Here is a 5,043-nt window from a genome sequence, read left to right as displayed (position 1 = left end):
CACAAAGCCAAGATGCCGATTGCGGAATTTTGCCCGCGCGCCTTCCCTCATACGGTGAATTTCCTGGCCACAGATAGCAATATCCCCGGATGATGGCTTGTCCAGCCCGCCCAGCAGATTGAGCAGCGTGGTCTTGCCTGCCCCGCTACTACCAACGATGGCGACGGTTTCACTGGCGTCCACCACCAGCGAGATATCGGAAAAGATGGTGAGCCTTACCGGCCCCTCCTTGTAGGTTCGGGTAATCTGGCGGCACTCGATGACCGGTACAGACGAATGATTCACGGTTGTCACCTTACTCATAGCGAAGGGCCTCGGCAGGATCGACTCGGGACGCCCGCCAGGCGGGGTAAAGTGTGGCAAGAAGACTCATGGCCAGACCCGCACCACTGATAATCATCACATCGTCCCACAACAGCTGGGACGGCAGGTAGCTGATGAAATACACGTCTGAACTCAGAAACTGGTGCTCAAAGACACCTTCAACCCAGCTGATCACATCACTGATATACAGGGCGCCCAGAATACCCAGTCCGGTTCCCACCAGTGTGCCGAAAATACCGATAATCGCCCCCTGAATCATGAAGATCCGCATGATACGCCCGGGGGTCGCACCCATCGTGCGCAGTATCGCGATATCACCGGTTTTGTCGGTGACCACCATCACCAGGGTCGACACAATGTTGAACGCGGCCACGGCCACAATGAACATCAGCAGCAGGCCGATCATGGTCTTTTCCATGCGAATGGCGTTAAAAAGATTGCCATGGGTACGGGTCCAGTCGGATACATAGTGGCGCCCCTCCAGCATGCGCGCCGCCTGCTCGGCGACCACCGGCGATGCAAACAGGTCATCCACCAGCAGGCGCACCCCCTGGGCGCGACCATCGGTGCGAATCAGCCGGCCGGCATCTTCCATGTGGACCAGGGTGTAGTTACCATCCAGCTCGGCGCCGACACTGAAAATGCCCACCACGGTAAACCGCTTCATCCGGGGCATGACCCCGGCAGGACTGACCGTTGCCTCCGGCAACACCACCGTCAGCCGGTCGCCCAGCTCAAGCCGCAGGCCCGTCGCCAGGGATTTGCCGACGATCATGCCGAACTCTCCGGCTTTCAGGTCATCGAGACGACCTTCCAGCATGTGGTTCTCGATAATGGATACGGTACGTTCCTGTTCCGGAATAATACCGTTCAGCAGCACCCCCCTCACACTGCCACCACCGGTCACCATGCCCTGACCCTGCACAAACGGTGCGGCGGCAACCACCCGGGAGTGCTCCTCCACCCGTGCGTCAACCCGTTGCCAGTCTTCCAGCAGATCGTCACCGCGAATCACGGCGTGGGGAACCATCCCCAGAATCCGTTCCTTGAGCTCCCGGTCAAAACCATTCATTACCGAGAGCACGATGATCAGCACCGCGACACCCAGCATCAGGCCGATCATCGAAGTCAGCGAAATAAACGAGATAAAGTGATTGCGACGTTTGGCTGCGGTGTAACGCAAACCAACGTACAGAGAAAGAGGCTTGAACATACAGATTGCCTGCCGCTAACGGATCTTGTGTGAAGTCGTCCCGTCCTTGAAACCACGGGAAGCTGCTAAACTGACTTTCTGACCGATCTCTACTTCATGATTTCATGAACTTCTGCACCTGTCTGAAGTTCGGAACAAACCAGTCACCACCGGCAGACCCGGACTCAGGGGTCCTTCCGGTAAACTCTGACGGAGCCAGCAGTATGCCGGGAGATTTACCCAGCAGCGAACGACGGGATTTCTTCCGTATCGAAGACCGCATCGGCGTCGAGTACCGGCCGCTCGATCCCGCCATCCATTTACCAACCGACCCCTTCGGCAACGATCATGTGGATGATCTCAGAACAGAACTGAAAAGGTTCGACCTGGACATCCGCAACCAGCTGGCCGTGCTCGCTGAGCGGGACCGGCTGACGGCGTCACTGATCAAGTCCATCAATGGCAAGCTCGATACGCTGGCGCGCATTATGGCCTTTGAGCAAAATCCGTTGCAACCGCAAGACTGGCAGTCAGTAACCCTGAGCGAGGGAGGAATCAGCTTTTCCGTCCCTCCCGGTGAGGCTGCCCCCGGCGACAGCTTCGCCCTGCGCCTGACCCTGCCGCCGGAACTCTTCCGCCCCCGGGCCACCGTGCGGGTACTCGGGATCACTCCCGGCGATGGCAGCTCAGACCGTGTACACGCCGAGTTTACCGGAATCCAGGAGGCAGACCGGCAACAGATTGCGAAGCACGTCATGCGCTGGCAGATTCGACAGAGACAGGGCGCTGACGGAACGTAATAATAAGTTGCTGAATTAATGAGGCAAGTGAAGTAAATTTACAGATTACGTTTTCTTCAGGAGACCAACCCATGAACAAGCTGCTGTCCGTGGCATTGACCGCCAGCCTGACCCTGACGGGGCTTGGCCTCTCAGCCGGCCAGGCCCTGGCCGATCAGGTGAAAGTCCCGGTGATGTCTCAGGGAGGCGACCGGGAGAACAGAACCCTGCCGCGCACCGGCCAGAACCAGAGCGCCGTACGCCAGCGCTTTGGTGACCCAACCGGCACCCGCGGTCCGGTGGGTCAGCCACCGATCACCCAATGGCACTATGATGATTTCGTTGTGTATTTCGAGCACAATCATGTCATTCATACGGTCATGAAGCCCGGGCGCTGATTCTGCCCGTATATCCGCCTGATTATCATCGCCGCCTCGACACAGCAGGCCTGACTCGCCGCTGACAAACCGGTAGAATGCAGCTCCCGCTGCCTTGACCCGGAGGTTCCCAGGCGGCCAATTTCTGTCAGATACAGGGTGAACATTATCTTGAATTCGACGCGCGTGATGCCTGCCGAGTGGGCGCCCCAGAGTGCCGTGATGCTGACCTGGCCGCACCCCGGAACCGATTGGTACCAGCGACTGGAAGAAGTCGAGCCGGTCTTCATGAACATCGCCACGGCCGTGCTCCGCCGGCAGCACCTGATCATCAGCTGCGAGCATGTCTTCCGCGCCCAGCAACTGGGTGACGACCTGAACCGTCTGGCCAGCGAGCAGCAATGGCCCGGACGGGTGATCAGCGTTCCGGCGCCCGCCAACGACACCTGGGCAAGAGACCATGGGCCACTGGCGGTCGACACGCCTGAGGGCATGCGACTGCTGGACTTCCGCTTTAACGCCTGGGGCGGCAAGTTTCCCTGGGAAAAAGACAACGCCCTGAACCGTCACCTGGCCAACGCCGGGGCGTTTGGTGCGACACCGATGGATGCGGTGGACTTTGTGCTGGAAGGGGGCTCGGTAGAATCCGATGGTCAGGGTACTGTCATGGCCACCAGTGAATGTCTGATGACCCCGAGCCGCAACCCCGAATTTGACCGTACCGCCATTGAAGCGCTGATGAACGAGACCCTCGGCGTTCAGCGAATTCTCTGGCTCAACCACGGCTACCTGGCCGGAGACGACACCGACAGCCACATTGATACCCTGGCCCTGTTCTGCGCGCCGGACCATATCTGTTATGTTCGCTGCGATGATACTGCCGACGAGCACTGGCAGGCACTGAATGCCATGGAAGAGGAACTCCGCCAGTTTCGCCAGACTGACGGCACGCCTTACCGTTTGACGGCCCTGCCCTGGCCAGATGCCATTTATGACAGCGACGGCGAGCGCCTGCCTGCTACCTACGCCAACTTTTTGATCATTAACGGCGCTGTTCTGGTTCCGGTCTACGACGTGCCGCAGGATCAGCAAACGCTGGCAATACTGGCGGAAATCTTCAGCGATCGCGAGATCGTCGCCATTAATTGTCGACCTCTGATCGCCCAGCACGGCAGCCTGCACTGCGTCACCATGCAGATTCCGGCAGGAGTCGTCCAGCCATGAGCCAGGCCCGCCCTCTTCGTATCGCGGCTGTGCAGCAAGCCTGCAGCGAGAACAAACAGGAGAGCCTGGCGACCTCCGAAAGGCTGGTCCGCGAGGCCGCTGCCGGTGGTGCCGAGCTGGTGGTGCTGCAGGAGCTGCACGCCACCCTTTACTTCTGTCAGACCGAGGATACCGCTGTTTTCGAGCTGGCGGAGCCGATACCCGGACCCTCCAGCGACCGCCTGTCCCGGCTGGCCAAAGAACTCGGCATTGTGCTGGTGGGCTCCATATTCGAGCGCCGCATGAACGGCGTTTACCACAATACCGCCGTGGTGTTCGAGCGGGACGGCAGCCTTGCCGGGCTCTACCGCAAGATGCACATACCGGACGATCCCGGCTTCTACGAGAAATTCTATTTCACGCCCGGCGATGCCTGTTTCAATGACGGCCGCCATGGCTTCAGCCCCATCCGCACGTCGGTGGGCAGTCTCGGTGTGCTGGTGTGCTGGGACCAATGGTATCCCGAAGCCGCCCGACTGATGGCCCTTGCCGGTGCCGAGGTGCTGATCTACCCCACCGCTATTGGCTGGGACATGACCGATACCGCCGATGAAAGAGCCCGCCAGCTCGAAGCCTGGGTGACCGTGCAACGGGGCCACGCGGTCGCGAATAATCTGCCGGTCATTGCACCCAACCGGATTGGTAATGAACCGGACCCCTCCGGCCAGTCGGATGGCATCCGTTTCTGGGGCAACAGCTTTATCTGTGGCCCCCAGGGCGAATTCCTCGCCCGTGCCGACGACAGCCGTGAAACCGTGCTCACCGTCGACATCGACCGCAACCGTAGTGAGTCCGTCCGCCGGATCTGGCCGTACCTGAGAGATCGCCGTATCGATGCCTACGGCGACATTCTCAAGCGGGTCCGGGACTGACGGAGTCAAGTCCGGCCAGGCCCCGCCCGAATCGTTCAGCCAATGAGCTCCTGACCATGAAAAAAGTCATCGACGCTGCCGTCAGTACACTGAACCAGATCGTACTGGGCAAAGAGCACCAGATCCGCCTGTCCATCTGCTGCCTGCTTGCCCGGGGACACCTGCTGATCGAGGACATCCCCGGCATGGGCAAGACCACCCTCTCCCACGCCCTTGCCGGCATCACCGGGCTGACC

At 59.9% G+C, this 5,043-nt stretch carries 6 protein-coding genes and 1 pseudogene; 5 read left to right on the top strand and 2 right to left on the bottom strand.

Translation table 11 applies throughout. The features are described 5' to 3' along the window. The coding region (locus AAC035_RS18455; protein WP_339806567.1) for an ATP-binding cassette domain-containing protein at nucleotides 1–303 on the bottom strand (303 nt) is incomplete at its 3' end. Beyond that, a complete protein-coding gene (locus AAC035_RS18450) occupies nucleotides 296–1,537 on the bottom strand; it encodes a lipoprotein-releasing ABC transporter permease subunit (RefSeq protein ID WP_339806566.1) in 1,242 nt (413 codons plus the stop codon). The genes AAC035_RS18450 and AAC035_RS18455, both read right to left, overlap by 8 nt. A 203-nt stretch (nucleotides 1,538–1,740) precedes the next feature. Here AAC035_RS18450 and AAC035_RS18445 point away from each other — a divergent pair, with 203 nt between their 5' ends. The 5 genes and pseudogenes from AAC035_RS18445 to AAC035_RS18425 all read left to right on the top strand — a co-directional run. Further along, entirely contained in the window at nucleotides 1,741–2,316 is a 576-nt protein-coding gene (locus AAC035_RS18445) for a PilZ domain-containing protein (protein WP_339806565.1), read from the top strand. A 71-nt stretch (nucleotides 2,317–2,387) separates the two neighbouring features. Further along, on the top strand, nucleotides 2,388–2,693 hold the full coding sequence (locus AAC035_RS18440; protein WP_339806564.1) for a hypothetical protein: 306 nt from the start codon (nucleotides 2,388–2,390) through the stop codon (nucleotides 2,691–2,693). A gap of 168 nt (nucleotides 2,694–2,861) precedes the next feature. Then, nucleotides 2,862–3,896: an agmatine deiminase family protein gene (locus AAC035_RS18435; RefSeq protein WP_339806568.1), complete on the top strand. Its 1,035-nt coding sequence runs from the start codon at nucleotides 2,862–2,864 to the stop codon at nucleotides 3,894–3,896. Then, a complete protein-coding gene (locus AAC035_RS18430) occupies nucleotides 3,893–4,807 on the top strand; it encodes a carbon-nitrogen hydrolase (protein ID WP_339806562.1) in 915 nt (304 codons plus the stop codon). The genes AAC035_RS18435 and AAC035_RS18430 overlap by 4 nt, the downstream gene beginning before the upstream one ends. A 56-nt stretch (nucleotides 4,808–4,863) precedes the next feature. Beyond that, nucleotides 4,864–5,043 (top strand): annotated as a pseudogene (locus AAC035_RS18425) (AAA family ATPase); the annotation flags it as partial.

The organism is uncultured Marinobacter sp., from assembly GCF_963974375.1.
In the GTDB taxonomy this organism is placed as follows: domain Bacteria; phylum Pseudomonadota; class Gammaproteobacteria; order Pseudomonadales; family Oleiphilaceae; genus Marinobacter.
This window is presented reverse-complemented; position numbering and strand designations above follow the sequence as displayed.